This is a genomic window from Comamonas testosteroni (genome assembly GCF_000761245.1).
Classification (GTDB): domain Bacteria; phylum Pseudomonadota; class Gammaproteobacteria; order Burkholderiales; family Burkholderiaceae_C; genus Comamonas; species Comamonas testosteroni_C.
The window spans coordinates 143,764-163,426 of record NZ_AWOR01000099.1 but is presented as its reverse complement, the minus strand read 5'-3'; the positions used below and the strand labels follow the sequence as shown (position 1 = coordinate 163,426).

At 61.0% G+C, this 19,663-nt stretch carries 14 protein-coding genes and 1 pseudogene; 6 read left to right on the top strand and 9 right to left on the bottom strand.

Annotated elements, in window-relative coordinates; all coding sequences use genetic code 11:
• The first annotated feature begins 6 nt into the window (after positions 1-6).
• Positions 7-1,857 (top strand): DUF2201 family putative metallopeptidase, encoded by a 1,851-nt coding sequence (locus P353_RS26035; protein ID WP_034376050.1) that lies wholly within the window; start codon positions 7-9, stop codon positions 1,855-1,857.
• A gap of 31 nt (positions 1,858-1,888) precedes the next feature.
• Here P353_RS26035 and P353_RS26030 read toward each other — a convergent pair whose 3' ends face one another.
• The 3 genes and pseudogenes from P353_RS26030 to P353_RS30220 form a co-directional block, all read right to left on the bottom strand.
• Entirely contained in the window at positions 1,889-2,290 is a 402-nt protein-coding gene (locus P353_RS26030) for a hypothetical protein (RefSeq protein ID WP_034376049.1), read from the bottom strand.
• Entirely contained in the window at positions 2,287-3,234 is a 948-nt protein-coding gene (locus tag P353_RS26025; protein ID WP_269799984.1) for an MFS transporter, read from the bottom strand. Before P353_RS26025 ends, P353_RS26030 begins: the two co-directional genes overlap by 4 nt.
• 106 nt (positions 3,235-3,340) lie before the next feature.
• Positions 3,341-3,577, bottom strand: a pseudogene (locus tag P353_RS30220) (MFS transporter); the annotation flags it as partial.
• A gap of 157 nt (positions 3,578-3,734) precedes the next feature.
• On the opposite strand from P353_RS30220, the gene P353_RS26020 reads away from it, so the two are divergent.
• The 3 genes from P353_RS26020 (at position 3,735) to P353_RS26010 (ending at position 7,320) form a co-directional block, all read left to right on the top strand.
• On the top strand, positions 3,735-4,646 hold the full coding sequence (locus P353_RS26020) for a LysR family transcriptional regulator (protein WP_034376046.1): 912 nt from the start codon (positions 3,735-3,737) through the stop codon (positions 4,644-4,646).
• 195 nt (positions 4,647-4,841) lie between these two features.
• Complete coding sequence (locus tag P353_RS26015) at positions 4,842-5,198, top strand: zinc ribbon domain-containing protein YjdM (RefSeq protein ID WP_034376044.1); 357 nt, start codon at positions 4,842-4,844, stop codon at positions 5,196-5,198.
• Positions 5,199-5,949: 751 nt separating this feature from the next.
• Entirely contained in the window at positions 5,950-7,320 is a 1,371-nt protein-coding gene (locus tag P353_RS26010; protein ID WP_034376042.1) for an MFS transporter, read from the top strand.
• Positions 7,321-7,463: 143 nt separating this feature from the next.
• Here the strand turns inward: P353_RS26010 and P353_RS26005 are convergent, their stop codons facing one another.
• From P353_RS26005 to aceE, 6 genes are all read right to left on the bottom strand, one after another.
• The gene (locus P353_RS26005; protein WP_080750694.1) at positions 7,464-7,940 is read right to left on the bottom strand and encodes a GFA family protein; all 477 of its coding nucleotides are present in this window, start codon (positions 7,938-7,940) and stop codon (positions 7,464-7,466) included.
• Between the two features lie 229 nt (positions 7,941-8,169).
• Positions 8,170-8,562 (bottom strand): HipA domain-containing protein, encoded by a 393-nt coding sequence (locus P353_RS26000; RefSeq protein ID WP_034376037.1) that lies wholly within the window; start codon positions 8,560-8,562, stop codon positions 8,170-8,172.
• A 110-nt stretch (positions 8,563-8,672) separates the two neighbouring features.
• Entirely contained in the window at positions 8,673-10,508 is a 1,836-nt protein-coding gene (lpdA, locus tag P353_RS25995; RefSeq protein ID WP_034376035.1) for a dihydrolipoyl dehydrogenase, read from the bottom strand.
• 94 nt (positions 10,509-10,602) lie between these two features.
• Positions 10,603-11,478 carry a hypothetical protein gene (locus tag P353_RS25990; protein ID WP_034376033.1) on the bottom strand — a complete coding sequence of 292 codons (876 nt, stop codon included), beginning with the start codon at positions 11,476-11,478 and terminating at the stop codon, positions 10,603-10,605.
• 115 nt (positions 11,479-11,593) lie between these two features.
• Positions 11,594-13,279, bottom strand: a complete 1,686-nt coding sequence (aceF, locus tag P353_RS25985) for a dihydrolipoyllysine-residue acetyltransferase (RefSeq protein WP_034376032.1) — start codon at positions 13,277-13,279, stop codon at positions 11,594-11,596.
• A gap of 18 nt (positions 13,280-13,297) precedes the next feature.
• Positions 13,298-16,012, bottom strand: a complete 2,715-nt coding sequence (gene aceE / locus P353_RS25980) for a pyruvate dehydrogenase (acetyl-transferring), homodimeric type (RefSeq protein WP_034376030.1) — start codon at positions 16,010-16,012, stop codon at positions 13,298-13,300.
• Positions 16,013-16,321: 309 nt separating this feature from the next.
• Between aceE and P353_RS25975 the strand changes: the two genes are divergently transcribed.
• Both P353_RS25975 and P353_RS25970 read left to right on the top strand, forming a co-directional pair.
• Complete coding sequence (locus tag P353_RS25975) at positions 16,322-18,889, top strand: PAS domain-containing sensor histidine kinase (RefSeq protein ID WP_034376028.1); 2,568 nt, start codon at positions 16,322-16,324, stop codon at positions 18,887-18,889.
• Entirely contained in the window at positions 18,886-19,539 is a 654-nt protein-coding gene (locus P353_RS25970; RefSeq protein WP_003055354.1) for a response regulator transcription factor, read from the top strand. Before P353_RS25975 ends, P353_RS25970 begins: the two co-directional genes overlap by 4 nt.
• Positions 19,540-19,663 lie beyond the last annotated feature (124 nt).

The window sequence follows — 19,663 nt, the reverse complement described above, 5'->3', positions numbered from 1 at the left end:
CGCCTGATGGCCAAACCCCCAATGCGCGAAACGCCTGCCACCCAGGCCTATACGCAAGGCCTGGCCATGCTGCAGGCACATCCCATCTTCAGCGAACTCAGCCGCAGTCTCAGCTATCTGCACAGCGCCCATTCGGAGTGTCCGGCCCATGGCTGGGCGCAGGCCGGCCTCAACCACCAGCGCATGACCGGGCAGATCGATGTGCACCCCAAGCGCATGGCCAGCGCTGAGGAATGGGCGTATTGCCTAGGCCGGGCAACGCTCAGCTACGCGCTGGAGCTGTTTCAGCGCGACCGCAGCCACTGGGCGCAATGGAGCGCAGCCTGCGACGTGGTCACGGCGCGCTTTATCCAGACCATCAAGCTCGGCCGCCCGCCCGAAGGCATGGAGTTGCCCGACGGCCTGCCCCAGCGCGACGAGGCCCAGTGGTATGCGCAGTTCTGCGAGCAAGGCATTCCCGCCTGGGCGCAGGCCCTGAGCCTGGCCGGCCCCGGCCTGGGTGGCGCCCACCCCAGCCTGGCGCTGCCGCAGCAGTGGCCTGAGCCCGCCACTGCCACCAGCAAGCCGTACTGGCGCAGATACAGCAACTGGTCCGAAATGTTTGCCGCGGGCCTGGCCCGATCTGTGACCCAGTCCGTGGAAATTGCCGCAGGCGTGCGCCGCGAGTTTGGCCAGAGCCGCCCCGCCAGCAGCGCGCTGGACCGCGCACGCCACTGGTTCATGGACAGCTTTCCGCTGCTGGGCAGCATGGTCGCGGCGTTTGACATCATTGAGGACGCCAGCATCTGCGAGCGCGAGGAGATCTCCGTCGCCGCTGTCGATGAGGTGCTTCGCACCATCTATATCAACCCCGGCCCACGCCTGACGGAGCTGGAGCTGCGCTTTGTCATCGCCCACGAAGTGCTGCATGTGGCCCTGCGCCACCTGAGCCGTCGGCGCGGGCGCGAGCCGTTTTTATGGAATGTGGCCTGCGACTTTGTCATCAATGACTGGCTGATTCAGATGGATGTGGGCCAGCCGCCGGGCATAGGCCTGCTCTACGACCCAGAGCTGCGCGGACTCAGCGCGGAAGAGGTCTACGACCGCATCGCGAGCGATCTGCGCCGCATGCGCAAGCTGCGCACCCTGGCCGGTGGCCAGGGCGACATGCTGGAGCGCAATGTGGGCGGCAAGGGCTTTGAAGGCAGTTTCACCGATATCGACGAGTTCTGCCGCACCCAGCTGGGCAAAGGCCTGCTGCGCCACGAGCAAAGCGGGCGCGGCCTGCTGCCTGCGGGGCTGATCGAGGAAATCCGCGCCCTGCTGCAGCCGCCGATTGACTGGCAGGTAGAGCTGGCGCGCTGGTTTGACCACCACTTTCCGCCCATAGAGACGCGGCGCAGCTATGCACGCATCAGCCGCCGCCAAAGCGCCACGCCCGATATTCCCCGCCCTCGCATCCAGGCCGACAGCCGCTGGCTGGAAGGCCGCACCTTTGGCGTGGTGCTGGATACCTCGGGTTCAATGGAGCGCCATGTGCTGGCCAAGGCGCTGGGCAGCATTGCCAGTTATGCCGAGGCCAAGGATGTGCCCGCCGTGCGCCTGATCTGCTGCGACGCGGCGGCCTATGACCTGGGCTATCTGCCAGCGGCCGACATGGCCCAGCGCATCGCCCTCAAAGGCCGGGGCGGCACCGTGCTGCAGCCCGGCGTGGACCTGCTGGTGCAGGCTGAGGACTTTCCCAAGGACGGCCCCATGCTCATCATCACCGACGGCGAATGCGACCCGTTGCGCGTACCGCGCGAGCATGCCTATCTGCTGCCCCCCGGCCGCAGGCTGCCGTTTCGCACCACAGCGCCCATCTTTGTGATGAGTTGAAGCCGGGCTGCAGTGGAGCGGAAGTGGGGCATCAGGCAATCGCCGTTTCATGCAGCGCATGCCATAGCACGCCGCTGGTGGTGACTTCCAGCAGCGCCGTGGAATAGCGCGCCGTGGCAACGCCTGCCAAGCTATGCGTTTCGCGGTAGCGCAAGGCCACATGCGGGCCTGCATGCCAGACAGACTGCAGCGCATCCACCGCAATCTGCAAGCCCGGCCTGGCACCTGCAGCGCCTTCAAACATTTGCTGCACCTGGGCAAGCGTCACGATCTGGCCGCCCGTGGTGACCATGCTGAAGCCTTCGGCAAACACCGACATCAGCGCCTGGAAAGCGGCCTGTGCGGCGTCGCTCTGCTGGGTAAAGACGGTGTGGATCAGCACATGCACATCGTGAATGCTCTGGGCGGCGGCTTTGAGGTTGTGGTCGTTCATGCTTGTTTTTCTTTCAAGGTATGTAAACAGCTCAGCGGCAGCAACCCGGCCAAAGCGGCGGCGGCAAAACTTGCGTGATAGGCCGACAGCGCGCCGATATGCGGCTGCAGCAGGTTGAAGATCATCAAAAACAGGGCCGCGCCCACGCTGAAGGCCATCTGGCGGTTGATGTTCCAGATCACGCTGGCCTGCGGCATATCGGCGCCATGAAAATCCATCAGCGCCGTGGTTTGTGCGGCGTTCGCCGCCAGGCCGCCGCCCAGGCCCATCAAGGCATAGGCCAGCACCAGGGTTGGCAGATCGCCCACGCTGTTCACCGCCACCAGGCAGGCAATGCCCAAGCTGTGCAGCAGCAGGCTGACCCCAAACAGCGGCCGCGCGCCCACGCGGTTATAGATGCGGCCGCACAGCAGCATGGCCAGCAGCGCGCCGCTGGCATAGAGCAGCATGAACATGCCAGAGCGCTGGGCGCTCAGCGCCAGCAGGTCTTGCAGAAAAAACAGGCTCAGCAGATTGACGCCGGTAAACACGCCGGGCACGGCGTAGTACACGGCCATGGACACACGCAGGCGCGGGCTGTGCAGCAAGCGCAGCTGAACCACCGGGTTTGGCACGCGGCGGCAGTGGCGCACATAGAGCGCGCCGGCCACCAGCCCCACGGCCAGACACAACAGCGCCCCGCCCCAGCCATGGCCTGCGCCGTAGAGCGACATGCCCAACAGCACGGCCGCCAGCGCGGTGCTGATCAGCAGCAGCCCGGTGATATCGGGCTTGGCCACAGCCGATGGCTCGGACGACTCTGCAGGGTCACGCACCCAGTACCATGCCAGCAGCGCGGCAGCCAGAGCCAACGGAGTATTGGCGAAAAACACCCAGCGCCAGGAGCTGTTGTCCACAATCAGCCCGCCCAGCACCGGCGACAAGGCCGGTGCAATCAGGGCCACGGCCATGACCATAGTGGAAATGCGTGCGCGCTCGCCCCCCCTGAAACGGAGCAAAGGCCATGGCCTGCCCCACGGGAATCAGCAACCCGCCAGCCATGCCTTGCACAAAGCGCCAGCCCACGACGGCCGCAAAACTGCCCGCCATACCGCAAGCCGCCACGGCCAGCGCAAACACCAGCATGGAAGCCGCCAGCAAACGCCGCGCGCCCCAGCGACTGGCCAGCCAGGTGCTGATGGGAATCACCAAGGTCAAACCCAGAATGTAGGCATTACCCACCCATGCCGTGTCCAGACTGGCGACTTCAAACTCGGCAGCCAGCCGGGGCAAGGCGACAGCGGGCATGAAAATATTGATGCAGTCGATAAAAAACCCGGTCAAAAACACCAGGGCAATGCGGTAGCGGTAGCTCATGTCTTTCCTTTGAGCTGCGCATGGTAGAGAGCGCACCCCAGCGCGTCGATACCGCTATGCTTGATACTTTGTTTGACTGAACTAAACAATGGCCGCAACCGCAAGCACCGCCATCCATACCCAGCTTCATCGCGTGCAGACTTTTCTGGCCGTGGTGGAGCTGGGTACCTACACCAAGGCCGCCGACTACCTGAACATCAGCAAAGCCATGGCCAGCCTGCATGTGAAGGCGCTGGAGGAAGCCCTGTCCATTACTTTGCTCGTGCGCAGCACGCGATCGGTGGCATTGACGGAAAGCGGCCAGCAGTTCTATGACGAGTTCAAGCAGATCTTCGGCCATATCGAAGCTGCATTTGACAATGCCCAGCACGGCAGCCGCCGCCTGCGCGGGCAGTTGCGCATCAGCACCACGGCCGAGTTTGGCGAACGCTATGTGCTGCCGTTGATTCCGCAGTTTGTGCAGCGCTACCCAGGCATTGCCATCCACCACGATGCCAATTCCTCGCTCAGCGATCTGGTGGCCGAAAAGCTCGACCTGGTTGTGCGCCTGGGCAGCCTGGCCGATTCCAGCCTCAAAAGCCGCAAGCTGGCAGATTACGAAATCTGGCTGATCGCATCCCCCCGGTTGACTGGCTTGCAAGCCGTGAAGCAGCCGCAAGACCTGGCCGATCTGCCCTGGATTGCCAACAGCAATCTGGACAGCCCCACGCACTGGGTGCTAGCAAGCGCCCAGGGCCAGCAGACCGAGGTGCAGGGCCGCGCCGCCCACCAGTCCAATTCATCGAGCGCGATTCGCGCGCTGGCGCTGGCGGGCCTGGGTGTAGCCGTGCTGCCCGACTGGCTGGTGCAGGACGATGTGCGCAACGGCCAGCTGCAGCGCGTGCTGCCCGAGTACGCCCTGCCCAACCAGCCGATTCATCTGGTCTTCCCCGGCAGCCGCCACCTGCCGCGCAAGACACGGGTGTTCATCGACTTTCTGGCCGGGCATCTGGTGCGTTGATTTCCCGCAAAAATTCAAGACAAAACGGCCTCTGGCGCTTACCCAGAAAGCGCCAGAAGCTATCAAAAACATAAAATTCATGCCATGCGGCTGCGCCCCAGCCTTGGGCATGGTGGTCTTGCAATCCGCACCAATCCGGGACACTACTGTTTAGCAGCTAGGCTTGGTGCTTACTCTTTGAACGGAAGCTAATCCTTGAGCACAGCCACCCTACCCTCTTGCCCCCAATGCGGTCTGGACAACACCTACCCCGATGGCGATCTGCTGATCTGCCCCGACTGCGCCCATGAATGGTCGGCCCATGCAGAAGCCATCGCCGATGAAGACAACGGCCCCCGCGTCATCAAGGACGCCAACGGCACGCCGCTGGCCGACGGCGACAGTGTGCTGCTGGTCAAGGACTTGAAGGTCAAAGGCTCCTCTACCGTCATCAAAAAAGGCACCAAGATCAAAGGCATTCGCCTAGTCTATGACAACGGCGACCATGACGTGGATTGCAAGACGGATCAGGGTCCATTCATTCTCAAATCAGAGTTTCTGAAAAAGGCCTGAGGCAGCACGCCCCATCGCTGAACCCAGCGATCCACCAACGCCCGGAGCCATGCCGGGCGTATCCGCTAGCTTAATGCGGCGGCTCAAAAGCTCTGGCAACCCGCTTGTGCGAATAAAAGCCCAACTGGCTCCTTCTCCCATACTCAGAGCGCTGGCCATTATCAAAAATACATACTCAGCCACATCAGCTATCCGCAGATGAAACGGCTGCCTGCCCTGCGCAAGTGCAGCATGGGCGCACGCTATCGCTGCGCGAAACTGCAGCATCTCCCGTTGCCTTGCCGCAGCAAGGCCGACCCTAAGGTTTACCCTCGGATGTCATGATCTGGCAACTAAATTGCGGCATGCGTTAAGTCCGTTCAGGGCACCAGCCCTACATTGCCCCCTCGAACTCCTTGATTTCTGCCCCCCGCAGAGGTCAAGACAGGCTGATGCATACCTGTGCGCAGCCAGGTCCAGGCCATGAAGGGCAGTAGCAGGAAATGAACCGGGAACTCGAAGGCAAGCAGCCCAATCACTGGTCACAACCACAGTCTCCGCCGTGACCGCGTGAGGTCCTTGCACCAAGACTTGGCAGCCTATGCCCCACGGCTTGATGCTGTGAGCCTCTGCGCAGCTCCCCCTGTATTCAAGACAACAAAAAAGCCCGGCATAGCCCTAGCGCAGTGGCTTGTAGCGTCTACGTCGTGATGCTGCAACCCGCGCCGCAAGGAAGCGCCCAGCGCCCCATACCAACTTCCAAGAGGCAAGCATGACCCCAAGCGCGACGACCATTTCGGGCGCAACGCCCAGGCAGGACACCAGCAACGACATCGATGCAGACAACGCGCTGTATGCCAAGGTCAGTTGGCGGCTGCTGCCCCTGCTGCTGATCTGCTACATGGTCGCCTACCTGGACCGCATCAACATCGGCTACGCCCAGATCCAGATGAAGCAGACGCTGGATTTCGGCGACGCCGCCTACGGCTTTGGCGCTGGCCTGTTCTTCATCGGCTACTTTCTGTTTGAAGTGCCCAGCAATCTGCTGCTGGAGAAGATTGGCACGCGCAAGACGCTGATGCGCATCATGCTGGTCTGGGGCGTCATCGCCACCGCCATGGCCTGGGTCTCCACTCCCATGCAGTTCTATGTGGCACGCTTTCTACTGGGCGCCTTCGAAGCCGGCTTCTTTCCCGGCGTCATTCTCTACTTCACCTACTGGTATCCCTCGGCACGCCGCGGCCGCGTGATCTCCATCTTTCTCTCAGCCGTCATGGCCATGGCGATTGCGGCCGGCCCGTTGTGCGGCGCCATTCTCAAATATATGGATGGCATCGACGGTCTGCATGGCTGGCAGTGGCTGTTTCTCATTCAGGGCCCTCCCGCCTGCATGCTGGGTCTGATCCTCTACTTCTATCTCCAGGACAAGCCGAGCGATGCCGGCTGGCTGACAGACGCCGAAAAAGCGCGCCTGCAACACAACATCGCCAACGACGGCGGCCAAGTTGCTCATCATGGCGGCCACGGGCACAAGGCGGCCCACAGCAGCGCCACTCTGGGCCAGTTGCTGCACGACCCCAAGGTCTATGCCCTGTCACTCGTGTATTTCATGATGCACGGTGCCACCTATCTGTTTGTTTTCTGGATGCCTACCGTGATTCAGGGCCTGGGCGTGCAGGACGTGCTGCATGTCGGCGTCTACTCGGCCCTTCCCTTTGTCGCAGGCTTCTTCGGCATGATTGCCTTCGGTGCCAGCTCCGACCGGTTCCGCGACCGCCGCTGGCATTTGTTCATCGCCACCGGCATGGCCATTGCCGGCCTGATCGTCACCCTGCAGATGCACGGCCATCTTGAGGGCTCGCTGATTGCACTGGCCTTCACGCTGATCGGACTTGCGGCCCTGCCCCCACTGTTCTTTGCCCTAGTCAGCGACTATCTGTCACCGGCCGTGGCCGCCGGTGGCATCGCCCTCATCAGCAGCCTGGGCAACCTGGGCTCGGCCGCCAGCCCCACGCTGGCCGGCCTGCTGACCCAGTACACAGGCAACAGGCACTACAGCATTTATCTCGTGCTGGTCATGCTGATCCTCTCGGCACTGGTGCTAATGGTAGCGGTGCGCGGCACCAAGGCCAGGCGCGGCTAAGCCATGGCGGGCGCGCTTGCCAGGCAGCGCCCCACCTGCACCGCCCGCCGGCCTATCTGGCTGGCTGATTCGATGCCGAACTCAGAAATTTCATTAAAAATGACCGCTAACGCTTACCTGCAAAGCGTTAGCAGCTATCAAAATTACTCCTCAAGCTGCGCTTCGGCCAAGGGATTCGCCTTGTAACTCAGCCAGCCCGCCGCCACAGACTTGCCCGCAGCAGCACCTGCGCGGCGGTCGTTGGGGTGCGAGCGCCCTTCGCTCACCACTACTTCGGCAAAGTCAAACGGGCTCATGCCCGCTATGCAAGCCACATTCACACCGTACTGATGCGGCGACGAGCGCCGCTGGTGAAAGGTATAAATGCCGCAATGCTTGCAAAAGAAATGCTTGGCCTGCCCGGTATTGAACTGGTAGAGCGTCAGCGCATCCTGTCCCTGCAGCACCTCGATTCCGCTCAGCTCTGCCGACAACGCCACCGCACCGCGCATGCGGCAAAACGAACAATTGCAACGCCGTGCGGTGTTCAGCCCGTCGCTGAGCAGCACTGAAAAACGCACTGCGCCGCAATGGCAGCTTGCTTGTAGCGGTTGGGATAGATCGAGGCTGGGAATGAGCATGACGGTCTCCATCAAGGGGGGGTATGTGGCGAGCGTTGAAATCAACGCCATCCAATATCGGTCAAATCAGACTCAAACACTTATGCAACAACCACTAGAAGCTATGAAACTTGGGATTTCCCGATCAGGAAATTTTTAACTTGCCGCAGCTGATTTAAATACATATTTCCCGTTCGGGAAATTTAATTGGCATCGCTGCGCTCCGATCTAGGCGTGAAATCACGCGTGCTCAAGCCAAGCGCCTCAGCGTCAAAGCACAGCGCTGCTCTATCAGCTGCACGATCGCATTACCATGCGATGGCGCAGCCTGCAGCTTGCGGGCGGCAGCGGGTAGCTCTTTCGCCAACTGCTGCAAACGCTTGCGCGTCGCAGCCTTGGCGAGGCCTGATTCTTCGGCAAACTGCTCCCAGTGCCTGGCTTCCAGCTCGCTGAACTTGTATTTGCTGCCCACCTTCATTGCCATCTTGGGCGTCAGCTGGGGGTAAATCGCTGTAGAGAGCAGATCGTAGAACGGTGCCAGCACAGGGCTCCTAACCTTGTACAGCAGCGAAAAATTCTTGCCATGCACATCATGGTTGCCAATCAGCGCATTGAAGCTCAGCAGGCATAGATAAAAATACAATCAAATATGTCTCCAGCGCTTGCCAATTCAGCGCAAGCAGACATCAGAATAAAAAAGCAGCCCTAAGGCTGCCTTTATTTTGAGCAGGTCCTGAGACCTAATCACTACGCTTACTTGCGCACCGGTGGCACGTCCGTGCAGGAACCGTGCGCCACTTCCGCCGCCATGCCGATGGACTCGCCAAGGGTTGGATGGGGGTGGATGGTCTTGCCGATGTCCACGGTGTCAGCACCCATCTCGATGGCCAGGGCGATTTCACCAATCATGTCGCCGGCATGCGTGCCGACCATGCCGCCGCCAAGGATACGGCCGTGGCCGTGGGCTTCGGGGGAGTCGTCAAACAACAGCTTGGTGAAGCCTTCGTCGCGGCCGTTGGCGATGGCGCGGCCCGAGGCAGCCCAGGGGAACAGGCCCTTCTTGACCTTGATGCCTTGTGCCTTGGCCTGGTCTTCGGTCAGACCGACCCATGCCACTTCGGGGTCGGTGTAGGCGACCGAAGGAATCACGCGGGCGTTGAAAGCGGCAGCTGCCAACTCCTTGTTACCTTGCAGTTCACCGGCGATGACTTCGGCGGCCACATGCGCTTCGTGCACGGCCTTGTGCGCCAGCATGGGCTGACCCACGATGTCGCCGATCGCGAAGATGTTGGGCACGTTGGTGCGCATCTGGATGTCGACGTCGATGAAGCCGCGGTCGGTCACGGCCACGCCAGCCTTGTCGGCGCTGATCTTCTTGCCGTTGGGCGTGCGGCCCACGGCTTGCAGCACCAGGTCGTATGTCTGGGGTTCGGGCACGGTGACGCCGTCCTTGGCAGGAGCAAACGTGACCTTGATGCCTTCGGGCGTGGCTTCGGCACCCACGGTCTTGGTGTTGACCATAATGTTGTCGAAACGCGGCGCGTTCATCTTCTGCCAGACCTTGACCAGATCGCGGTCAGCTCCCTGCATCAGGCCGTCCATCATTTCCACCACGTCCAGACGTGCGCCCAGCGTGCTGTAGACGGTGCCCATTTCCAGGCCGATGATGCCGCCGCCCAGAATCAGCATGCGCTTGGGCACTTCCTTCAGGTCCAGGGCGCCGGTGGAATCAACCACGCGGGGGTCCTTAGGCATGAAGGGCAGGTGCACGGCTTGCGAGCCCGCGGCGATGATGGCGTTCTTGAACTGAACGATCTTCTTGCTGCCGGTCTTTTCCTGGCCGGAACCGGTGGTTTCTTCGACTTCGATGTGGTTGGCCGAGACGAAGTTGCCATAGCCGCGCACGACGGTGACCTTGCGCATCTTGGCCATCTGGCCCAGACCGCCGGTCAGCTTGCCGATGACCTTTTCCTTGTGGCCGCGCAACTGGTCGATGTTCACTTCAGGAGCGGCAAACTTCACGCCTGCCACTTCCAGGTGCTTGACTTCGTCCATCACAGCTGCGACGTGCAGCAGGGCCTTGGAGGGGATGCAACCCACGTTCAGGCAGACACCGCCCAGGGTGGCGTAGCGCTCGACCAGCACGACCTTCAGGCCCAGGTCGGCTGCGCGGAAAGCGGCGGAGTAGCCGCCAGGGCCACCGCCCAGAACGACGACGTCGCAGTCCATGTCCACGGTACCGGCAAAGTTGCTGGCCACGGGAGCTGGAGCGGCAGCCACGGGGGCGGCCACAGGTGCGGGAGCGGCTGCGGCGGGCGCTGCTGCCTGTGCGGGAGCGGCGGCAGCACCGGCTGCGGCTTCCAGCGACAGCACAATGGAGCCTTCGGCAACCTTGTCACCGACCTTGACCTTGATTTCCTTCACGACGCCAGCATGGCTGGAAGGAATTTCCATGGAGGCCTTGTCCGACTCCACGGTGATGAGGGACTGGTCCACGGACACGGTGTCGCCGGCGTTGACCAGCAGTTCGATCACGCCCACTTCGGCGAAGTCGCCGATATTGGGCACCTTGATATCGATGAGGCTCATATGCGCTCCTATCTTGGTTTTTGTCTCTGTGCCGCCCGATTCGCTCGGGCAGCTGAAAACGATATTTCCGGGTTGAAGCCTGGCGGCTGACGCCTTAGCTCCAGTCAAAAGTCAGCAATACGGTACGGCTTTCGGGCTCGTAGAACAGCAGGGTTTCGGTGCCGGTTGCGGCAAAGGCATCGGCATTGGCACTGCAGATGAACTCGAAGTGCGCGCCAGTTTCTGGGTGGATGGGGTGAATGCCATCGTCCGCGCCAGTGTCGCTCAGCAGCTCATTCGTCAGATTGCTCCAGTTTCCGCCCCAGGAGGGGCCGCCCAGCACGCCGAGCAGATAGCGCCCGGAGCTGGTTTCGTAGCAATCGGTGCCTGGCTCATACAGCGGCAGCTTGGCAACTTCAGCGGAGTCGTCCCACTCGTTCGCAGCATTCCAGCCATGGGCCAGGAAGTCCCGCCTGGCCTGCTCATATGCCACGTGCTGGGCTGCGTAATGCAGTTCCATCACATCGCGCCATGAGTACTTGGACTCGTGGTTCAGTTCAAACGGCGGTACACCCCCAAGTTTGACCAGTTCACGATGCTGGGTGCGCACCTCGCGCCAGTCGAGCGATTTTTCCGACCAGTCGGCACGATCCTGCTCCAGCATGAAGTAGCGCCAGTCGCCCAGCAGCTCGTACCTGCCTTGTTCGTTGAGCTTGAAAGCCAGCCAGTCAGGCTTGAGCAGCGCGTTGCCAAACTCCTCGCCTCCCCACTCCCCGACTTGCCCTTCGTAGGGCTCGCAAGGGGCGACGAGATGAATCGGCCCGCTCCAGGCATCGTCGAGCAGCGCCAGGTCGATGCTGACCAGCGGCAGAAAATGCCGCGCGTACTTCTCGACCGGCTCGGCGAAGACGTCAGCCGCATCCGGAAAAGGCCGGATACCGGGAATGACGCCACGCAGGTGCTCGATGGGATGCTGTCTCAGGTTCTTCATCTCACTCATGGGCTGGCAAGGTGAAGCGCAATGCATCTAAAAAGATAGCTGCTTGCGCAATTCAGATAAGCGCTACAGGCCGATTTCGCTAAAAATCGGCCTGCCTGTCAGCTGCTTAGAGCAGGATGCGGCGGTAGTCGGCCAGCACAGCGCCCAGATAGGCGTTGAAACGTGCGGCAGCTGCGCCGTCGATGACGCGGTGATCGTACGACAGGCTCAGAGGCAGCATCAGGCGAGGCACGAACTGCTTGCCATCCCACACGGGCTTCATGGCGCCCTTGGACAGACCCAGGATGGCAACTTCAGGCGCATTGATGATGGGCGTGAAGTTGGTGCCACCGATGCCGCCCAGAGACGAGATCGAGAAGCAGCCGCCTTGCATGTCCGCAGCACCCAGCTTGCCGTCGCGGGCCTTCTTGGCCAGCTCGCCCATTTCCTGGCTGATCTGCAAAATGCCTTTCTTGTCGGCGTCCTTGAGCACGGGAACGACCAGGCCGTTCGGCGTGTCGGCGGCAAAACCGATGTTGAAGTACTGCTTGTAGACCAGGGTGTCGCCGTCCAGAGAGGCATTGAACTCAGGGAACTTCTTGAGCGCAGCCACCACGGCCTTGATGACGAAAGCAAGCATCGTCACCTTGACATCACTCTTGGCCTTGGCGCTTTCGGCATTGGTCGAAACGCGGAAGGCTTCAAGCTCGGTGATGTCGGCCTCGTCATTGTTGGTGACGTGGGGAATGACCACCCAGTTGCGGTGCAGGTTGGCGCCAGAGATCTTCTTGATGCGCGACAGGTCCTTGCGCTCGACAGCGCCGAACTTGGCGAAGTCGACCTTGGGCCAGGCCAGCACTTCCAGACCACCGACGTTGCCGCCGGAGGACTTGGGAGCCACAGCCTGCTGAGCTAGGGTCTGCACGGCACCGGCCATCACCGACTTGGTAAAGGCTTGAATGTCGTCAGCCGTGATACGGCCCTTGTTGCCCGAACCCTTGACTTCCGCCAGAGGCACGCCCAGTTCGCGAGCGAACTTGCGCACCGAAGGCGATGCGTGGGGGAGCTGACCCGAGGGAGCCACGGTGGGATTGTGCGCAGGAGCAGCCACAGGAGCCGATGCCACCGGGGCGGAGGCAACAGGAGCAGCAGCCACAGGTGCAGCGGCCTGAGCAGGTGCAGCCACGGGGGCGGCAGCTTGCACAGGAGCGGCAGCGGGCGCAGCGCCCTGCACCGTGATCTGACCGACCACGTCACCGATGTTGACGGTGTCGCCTAGCTTGATGCTCAGCGCGGTGATGGTGCCGGCCGAGGGCGATGGAATTTCCATCGAAGCCTTGTCGGACTCGACAGTGAACAGCGATTGCTCAACGGCCACGGTGTCGCCCACCTTGACCAGCATTTCAATCACGGCCACGTCCTTGAAGTCACCGATATCGGGGATCTTCAGGTCCACGGTGGAGGAAGCAACAGGCGCTGCGGCAACCGGTGCAGCTGCCACAGGAGCGGCGGCCACGGACGCAGGTGCTGCAGCTACGGGGGCTGGAGCGGCCGCTGCAGGTGCGGGTGCCGCATCAGCGGTCTCCAGCACCACGATCACGGAGCCTTCCTTGACCTTGTCACCCAGAGCGACCTTGATCTCTTTGACCACGCCAGCGTGGCTGGAAGGGATCTCCATGGAAGCCTTATCGGATTCCACGGTCAGCAGGGACTGCTCGACCTTGATGGTGTCACCCACCTGGACCAGCACTTCGATCACGCCAACTTCGGAGAAGTCGCCGATGTCGGGGACTTTGATGTCTGTCAATGCCATGTTCGATATCTCCCGTTCTTAGGCGTACAGCGGGTTGATCTTGTCGGTGTTGATACCGTACTTCTTGATCGCTTCGGCCACAGTGGTCGCGTTGATCTTGCCTTCATCAGCCAGACCGCGCAGTGCAGCCACGACGATGTAGTGACGGTTGACTTCGAAGTGCTCGCGCAGCTTGGAGCGGAAGTCCGAACGACCGAAGCCGTCGGTACCCAGCACCTTGTAGGTACGGCCCTTGGGCATGAAAGGACGGATCTGCTCGGCGTAGGCCTTCATGTAGTCGGTCGATGCGACCACGGGACCTGCATGACCAGCCAGCTGTTGCGTCACGAAAGGAACCTTGGCGGTTTCCAGGGGGTGCAGCATGTTGAAGCGCTCCACATTCTGGCCTTCGCGGGTCAGTTCGTTGAACGATGGGCAGCTCCAGACGTCAGCAGCAACGCCCCAGTCCTGCTCCAGCAGCTCTTGCGCCGCAAACGATTCGCGCAGGATGGTGCCGGAGCCCAGCAGTTGCACGCGCAGACCGCTCTCGGGAACCTTCTGACCCGGCTTGACCATGTACATGCCTTTGAGAATCTGCTCTTCCGTGCCTGCTTCCAGGCCAGGCATGGGATAGTTCTCGTTCAGCAGGGTGATGTAGTAGAAGATGTTTTCCTGGTTCTGCACCATGCGGCGCAGGCCGTCCTGCATGATGACTGCCACTTCGTGAGCGAAGGTGGGGTCATAGGACACGCAGTTGGGGATGGTGTTGGCCAGGATGTGGCTGTGACCGTCTTCGTGCTGCAGACCTTCGCCGTTGAGCGTGGTACGGCCCGATGTACCGCCCAGCAGGAAGCCGCGCGCTTGCAGGTCGCCAGCAGCCCAGGCCAGATCGCCAATGCGCTGGAAGCCGAACATCGAGTAGTACACATAGAACGGGATCATGACCCGGTTGCTATGGCTGTAGCTGGTGGCTGCAGCGATCCAGCTGGACATGCCGCCGGCTTCGTTGATGCCTTCCTGCAGGATCTGACCGGCCTTGTCTTCGCGGTAGTACATCACCTGGTCCTTGTCGACCGGGGTGTATTGCTGACCAGCGGGGTTGTAGATACCAATCTGACGGAACAGGCCTTCCATACCGAAGGTACGGGCTTCGTCCACCAGGATTGGCACCACACGGGGGCCGATGTTCTTGTCGCGCAGCAGCTGCGTCAGGAAACGCACATAAGCCTGGGTCGTGGAGATTTCACGGCCTTCGGGTGTGGGCTCCAGAATCGCCTTGAAGGTGTCCAGCGAAGGAGCTGTGAACTTCTCGTCGGCTTCCTGACGGCGGTGTGGCAGGTAGCCACCCAGAGCCTTGCGGCGCTCGTGCAGGTACTTCATTTCCGGCGTATCGTCGGCCGGCTTGTAGAAGGGGATATCAGCGATCTGGCTGTCGGGGATCGGGATGTTGAAACGGTCGCGGAAGGCCTTGATGTCCTCGTCGCTCAGCTTCTTGGTCTGGTGAACATTGTTTTTGCCTTCACCGATCTTGCCCATGCCAAAGCCCTTGACGGTCTTAACCAGCAGCACGGTAGGCTGACCTTGGGCAGTGTTGGCAGCGTTGAAAGCAGCGTAGACCTTCTGCGAATCGTGACCACCGCGGCGCAGATTCCAGATCTCGTCGTCGCTCATGTGCTCGACCAGCTTCAGAGCGCGGGGATCGCGGCCGAAGAAATGCTTGCGCACGTAGGCACCATCGTTGGCCTTCATGGCCTGATAGTCGCCGTCGTTGCACTCCATCATGATCTTCTTGAGCACGCCATCCTTGTCCTTGGCGAGCAGCTCGTCCCAGCCCTTGCCCCAGATCAGCTTGATGACATTCCAGCCGGAACCGCGGAACTCGCCTTCCAGTTCTTGGATGATCTTGCCGTTGCCGCGCACCGGACCGTCCAGGCGCTGCAGATTGCAGTTGATCACGAAGACCAGGTTGTCCAGCTTTTCACGAGCGGCCAGACCGATCGCACCCAGCGATTCCACTTCGTCCATTTCGCCGTCGCCGCAGAACACCCAGACCTTGCGGTTTTCGGTGTTGGCAATGCCGCGTGCGTGCAGATACTTCAGGAAGCGAGCCTGGTAGATGGCCATCAGTGGGCCCAGGCCCATGGACACCGTGGGGAACTGCCAGAAGTCTGGCATCAGTTTGGGGTGGGGGTAGCTCGACAGACCCTTACCGTCCACTTCCTGGCGGAAGTTCAGCAGTTGTTCTTCGGAGATACGACCTTCCAGGTAGGCGCGGGCGTAGATGCCGGGCGACACGTGACCCTGGATGTACAGGCAGTCACCACCGTGGTTTTCGTTCTCGGCGTGCCAGAAATGGTTGAAGCCGGCCGCAAACATATTGGCCAGCGATGCGAAGGAGCCGATGTGACCACCCAGGTCGCCACCGTCAGCGGGGTGCAGGCGGTTGGCCTTGACCACCATCGCCATGGCGTTCCAGCGCATGTAGGCGCGCAGACGGCCTTCGATTTCGAGGTTGCCAGGGCACTTGGCTTCCTGGTCAGCTTCGATGGTGTTCACGTAGCCGGTATTGGCCGAGAAAGGCATGTCCACGCTGTTCTGGCGAGCGTGTTCAAGCAGATCCTCGATCAGCTTGTGAGCATAGTCCGCACCTTCGCGGTCGATCACCGCAGAGAGGGCATCCATCCACTCGCGCGATTCTTGTTGGTCCAGGCCGGCAGGCAAGCCAGCGCCTTTGAGATCAGTCTGAGCTGTCATTGTGAGTGTCTCCTTCGAGAGGGGGTAGCTTTATCACGAAGCAGTGAGTGCGGAATCACACGGGTGCGGCAAGCGCCACACCGCATAACGCGTGGCACAGCACCTTCGGGTGCTCCCCGGATTAAACCGATTCACTGTGTCGATCGCTGGCGAGTTTCGCACATTTTTTTTGAATTTCAAATTGTGCTTTGTGATTTCACTATATAAAAAAATGCTGCAAATGCACATACAGTGAAGCCTCTATAGATTGTCTTTTACGCGACAGAAATAGTCGCAGATTCCACTTGGTCTCTCCCCTACACTGGAGGCATGCAAACAAGCAATCACGAACGAGAAAAAGAGGACGTAAAAAGCGCGCAATCCGTTGCATCCCCTGTGCGCTGGTGGCGTAGCTGGTGGCGCAGCCTGTCGCCGACCCGGCAGGATCGCTATGCCGCGCTCGCGCCGCTGGCATCGGTGCTGATGTTCATGGCTGCAATCATTGCGTCGTTCTGGTATTTGCGCACGGAAGAAGTGGATCGCGAGCAGGAGGCGCTGCGCCGCGATGTGGAATACGCCCAGCAGCGCGTGCGCCTGCGCCTGTTGGAACGCCAGGAGCAACTGATGCGCATGGCCCGTGACATCGGCAACCGCGAGATGCGCAAAGCCGACTTCGACGGCCGCACCGAAGCGCTGATCAGCCAGTACCCCGAGCTTCAATCCATCACCTGGATCAACGACAAGCGTCAGGTTGTGTACAGCCAGTCCGCCCCCACAGTGGCCACGGATCAGCTGCGTGCCATTGGCGAAGGCCTGCATCAGGGTGAAACCCTCCAAGCCTATGAACAGGCCCGCGAGATGCTGCAGCCCATCTATGTGCAGGAAAAAGCCCAGCCCAATGAGTTGCCGCCACTGCTGCAGCTGCATGTGCCCATCAGCGCCAACAGCCGCTACCAAGGCGAGTTGCTGGCCGAGTTTTCGGTCGACAGTCTGCTGCGCTATGGCACTCCCACGGAAGTGATGGCCCGTTACGCCATCACCATGCGCGATGCCGACAACCATGTGCTGGCCGGCACTCCGCTGGCTCCGCGCAAGACGCCTACCGAGCTGCTGCACTGGCGTGCCATTGCGAATGAATACGAAGTGCCCGTCTCCCCCGTGGGCACGGCACTGATGATGCGCGCACAGGCCTATCAGACCTCGCTGGGCGTTGTCGGCAGCGGCCTGTTCTGGCTGGTGGGCACGTTGTCGGCCATGACGGCATGGCTGCTGCTGGCCACCTGGCGCCACACGCGCCGCCGTCAGCGTGCCCAGGAGGCCCTGGTGGCGGAGACCAACTTCCGCCGTGCCATGGAAAATTCCGTGTTGACCGGCATGCGAGCACTGGATCTGCACGGCCGCATCACCTATGTGAACGCGGCCTTCTGCCAGATGACGGGCTGGAGCGAGAAGGATCTGGTCGGCCAGGTTCCGCCCTATTCCTACTGGCCCGATAACGACTACGACAATCTGCATTCGCAGCTGCGCGAGGAGCTGTCGGGCAAGACCATAGTCGGCGGCTTTCAGGTACGTGTGAAGCGCAAGAACGGCAGCCTGTTTGACGCGCGCCTGTATGTATCGCCGCTGATTGATGCCCATGGCCAGCATACGGGGTGGATGTCGTCCATGACGGACATTACCGAACCCAACCGGATTCGCGAACAACTTTCTGCCTCGTACGAGCGCTTCACCATTGTGCTGGAAGCGCTGGATGCTTCTGTTTCCGTGGCTCCTCTGGGCAGTGCCGAGCTGCTGTTTGCCAACAAGCTGTACCGCCAGTGGTTTGGCTCGCACACCGAAGGGCATCTTCAGCTGGTCGCACAGGCCGGCAAGCTGCCAATTCGCCACCAGCCCGAAGCCGAGAACGAGGATGGCCTCATGGGCTTGCCCACGGACACACTGACTGCCGCACGCAGCGAGAACGCCGAGATCTTCGTGCCCAGCCTAGGCAAATGGCTGGAAGTCCGCTCGCGCTATCTGAGCTGGGTGGACGGCCGTCTGGCCCAGATGGTGATTGCCACCGACATCACGCAACGCCGCCTGGCCGAGGAACAGGCGGCGGCACAGGCCGAAAAAGCCCAGACCGCAAGCCGCCTCATCACCATGGGCGAGATGGCATCCAGCGTGGCGCACGAGCTCAACCAGCCCCTGACCGCCATCAGCAATTACAGCTCGGGCATGCTGACACGCCTGGAAAACGGCACGCTCACGCCGGACCAGATGAAATTTGCGCTAGAAAAGACGGCACATCAGGCTCAGCGTGCCGGACAGATCATTCAGCGCATCCGCTCCTTCGTAAAAAAGAGCGAGCCCAATCGCACGCTGGCCCAGGTAGGCGAGATGGTGAGTGAGGCGCTGGAGCTCGCCGGTATCGAGTTGCGCCGCCGCAATGTTCAACTGACCTCGCATATTGCCGAACGCATGCCGCCGGTAATGGCCGATGCCATCCTCATCGAGCAGGTTCTCATCAATTTGATGAAAAACAGTGCTGAGTCAATTGATATGTCCGACCGCCCGCTGGGTCAACGCAATGTGGAACTGCGCGTGCGCCCCCAGATCTTTGAAAGCCTGCCTGGTGTGGAGTTCACTGTGGAAGACACGGGCAAGGGCCTGCCGCCGGAAGTGTTGGAACACTTGTTCGAAGCTTTCTTCTCCACCAAGAGCGAAGGCATGGGCATAGGCCTGAACCTTTGCCGCTCGATTGTCGAATCACATCAGGGTCGAATGCATGCCGAGAACCTCTACAATGGAAGCGAAGTCACTGGTTGCCGGTTCTCATTCTGGCTACCGTTGGCAACGGGTGTGGAGACGACAACACTCACCACGACAAGCGAACCCATAAAGAGGACGATTGCATGAGTTTGATTCCCAAAAAAGGCACTGTTTACGTAGTTGACGACGACGAAGCAGTCCGTGATTCGCTGCAATGGCTGCTGGAAGGCAAGGACTACCGCGTGCGTTGCTTTGACTCAGCCGAGACCTTTTTGTCGCGCTACGACCCGCGTGAAGTGGCCTGCCTGATCGTCGACATCCGCATGGGCGGCATGACCGGCTTGGAGCTGCAGGACCGACTGATCGAGCGCAAGTCTCCTCTGCCCATCGTCTTCATCACCGGCCACGGCGATGTACCCATGGCCGTGAACACCATGAAAAAAGGCGCACTGGACTTCATCCAGAAGCCTTTCAACGAAGAAGAGCTGCTAGGTCTGGTCGAGCGCATGCTGGATCACGCCCGCGAAGCCTTTACCGGCCATCAGCAGGCCGCCAGCCGCGATGCGCTGCTGGCCAAGCTCACGGGCCGCGAAGCCCAGGTGCTCGAGCGCATCGTCGCCGGCCGCCTGAACAAGCAGATCGCCGACGATCTGGGTATCTCCATCAAGACCGTGGAAGCACACCGCGCGAACATCATGGAAAAGCTCAACGCCAACACCGTGGCCGATCTGCTCAAGATCGCTCTGGGGCAGGGCCAAACCAGCGCTGCGGCCAAGGCGGCTGCTGCCGTCAATTAAGTGCTCCCCGCGAAATTGGAAGCCATTCCAATCGCGAGATAATCCTAGGAGCACTGGCCAGGCCTCGCGCTTTAGCCAACTCCTATTCTGATAGCTGCTAGTGCTTGTATATCAAGGGCTAGCA